1 protein-coding gene and 1 pseudogene are annotated in these 2,631 nt (G+C 24.2%); both read right to left on the reverse strand.

Going from position 1 to position 2,631, the window contains the following annotated elements:
• Nucleotides 1-355, reverse strand: a pseudogene (locus BCF89_RS03425) (hypothetical protein); the annotation flags it as partial.
• A gap of 219 nt (nucleotides 356-574) precedes the next feature.
• Nucleotides 575-2,368 (reverse strand): MAG6090-like repeat-containing lipoprotein, encoded by a 1,794-nt coding sequence (locus BCF89_RS08765; protein ID WP_111518944.1) that lies wholly within the window; start codon nucleotides 2,366-2,368, stop codon nucleotides 575-577.
• Between the last annotated feature and the right edge of the window lie 263 nt (nucleotides 2,369-2,631).

Here is a 2,631-nt window from a genome sequence, read left to right on the forward strand (position 1 = left end):
TTGGTGTGACTGGAGTTGGTGTGACTGGAGTTGGTGTGACTGGGTTATTTTCATTGTTTTCTTTTTTAACTTCATCAATCTTTTTCTTAAGTTCCTCTGTTGCCTTTCTAAATTCATCAGGAGTTTTTAGTTCAGATAATTGTTTTCTAGCATCTGAAGCAATTTTTTCTAAAGCAACTTTAGTTTCATCTTTTAACTTACCTTCAGTTTTTATCAGTGTCTCTAATTTCGTAATCTCTTTTTTAAATTCTTTCTTTTCTTTTGATTCTTTATCCTTACATGAGATTGCTAATATTGGTGTAGTAATTGTTGCAACAGAGGTTGCCGCAATTAAAAATGCAAGACTTTTTTTCATTACTTTTTTTCTTTTTAATCCTTATTTTTTATATCTTATTTTTATTTTATAACCGGAACCAAAAAAAAAAAAAAAAGGCAAAAAATTGGCCTCTTTTTGCTCTTATCTATTAAATTTGTGGACAATCATATTGACTAATTGTTCTGAGTTTTTTATGGAACTATGCACACCGTTATTTATTGAATATGAAGGACATTTTAATAAATTATTAAATATATATTATTTTAAGTTATTTAGTTCTTGTTCAACTTGTTTAATTTCATTGTAAAGATTTAATTCAGAATTATAAGCATTTTTTTCTAATGATTGAATTATATCTTCGTATTTTTCTTCTAAGTTAACGATTTCTTTTTCTTTTTCAGACAGCTTTTTAATTTCTTCTTCTATTTGTTTGCTTCTATTTTCTAATGCTTCTTTTTTCTCATTGTGTTTCTTGAATTCTGATTCTAAAAGCTTTTCTTTGTCTAAAACTTTTGATAAAGAAATTTCAAATTTATTTAATTCATTAGATACTAGTTCTTTTGCTTTTTTATCATTTTCGTAATTTTGGCGATTCTTATCTAGTTTAGTCTTTGAATTGTTATAAGTACTATCTAGGTCTTTGAAAAGTTCTTCAATTTTTTTCAATTCCTTATTCTTTAGTTCTAAAACTTTTTTAATTTCATTAGATGATTTAGTTTTATCTAACTTAGTTGTCTTTCTCTTATGTATTAAATCATTAATTTTTGTTTTAAGACTAGGTAAAAGTTTTTCAAGTTCAGATATTTTTGCTGTATAAGGATTGTAATGTGAAGGATTTGCTTTTGTATACATTCAATTTCTGTTATAGTGATCTAAGTTTTTTCAGATTATATCCAATTCTTTATATATACTAGATTTCTTAGTTTTTGTATCACTCAATTCTTTTTCAATATCTTCCAAAATTTTGGTATATTTTTCATCACTTTCTTTTAATTTTCTATTAAGTGATTCTAATGTTTCCTTTAGTTCATCTAATTGCTTTTTAGCGTTATCTCTTTCGGTTTTTTGTTTAGTGCTTAGGTCCAATAATTGATTATATTCTTTTGTTTCTTCTTGAATTTTGTTGTCGTATTCTTTCAATACTTCTTTTCTGTAATCAATTAATTCTTTTAAATCCTCAATTGCACTCTTAGATAATTTCAATTCCTCTTTAGCTTCTAAATCCTCTAATTTATTGTTAATTTCAGTTAATTTTTTAGTATTTTCTTCTTTTTCAACTTCTAACTTATTTTTTTGTTTCTCTAAATCTAATTTTAAGACGTTTAGATAACTAATATGTCCTTCTTTAATTTGATCAATTTCTTTATTATTTTTTGTTTCAAGTTCAGATAGTTTATTTGAAAGTAAATTATGTTTTCTCATTAATGAATTTTTGAATTCATTATCTTTTCTTGGATTTCAATGAATATCCAAACCAGAGATTGAATCTCTGTAAACCCTAGTCTTTATTTCATCAATTAATTTGTTATAAGAATCATCAAAAAGAGCACCTGTTAAGTAAGCTGAGATATTTTTATGTTTGTCTGCTTTATTTTTTTTATCTAAAGCACTAATTCCATATTTGGCATCTTTTTCAGCTTCTTCTTTTTCTCTTTTAACCATTTCATCTAGCAATAACTTAACTTTTGCTAGACTATTTTTTCGAACAATTGTTCTTTTAGTTTTAGTTAATTTATCCTTCAAATTAGAAATTGACTTTTTAAATTCTTCTTGAGTCTTTAGTTTTTCTAAATCTTTTTTAGATTCTTCTACTATTTTATTAAGAATTTCCTTGGATTTAGTATCTAACTTATTATCATTTTTTATTTCTTCTTGTAATTTAGCTAATTCAGCTCTAAATTCTTTGTTTTCTTTTGATTCAATATCATCCTTTTTATTTTTTGAATCATTATTTTCCTTATTTCTTTTATCTCCACATGAGATTGCTAATATTGGTGTAGTAATTGTTGCAACAGAGGTTGCTGCTAATAAAAATGCAAGACTTTTTTTCATTATTTTTTTCTTTTTAATCCTTGTTTTTTTCCTTATTTTCTTGTAATTTGTAGTTCATTAATCTTAATTTTATAACCTAAACAAAAAAAAAAAAAAAAAAAAAAAAAAAAAAAAAAAAAATAAAAAAAAAAAAAAAAAAAAAAAAAAAAGGCCAAAAATGGTCAAAAATTGCACAGTCCCCCAAAAACCGGACAAAAAAGTGGAGGATTTTTTCATGCAAAAATATACATATGAATTAAAGAAAGAAATTATTTTTGATTACT

The sequence above is a fragment of the Metamycoplasma auris genome (genome assembly GCF_003253435.1).
Classification (GTDB): Bacteria; Bacillota_I; Bacilli_A; order Mycoplasmatales; family Metamycoplasmataceae; genus Metamycoplasma; species Metamycoplasma auris.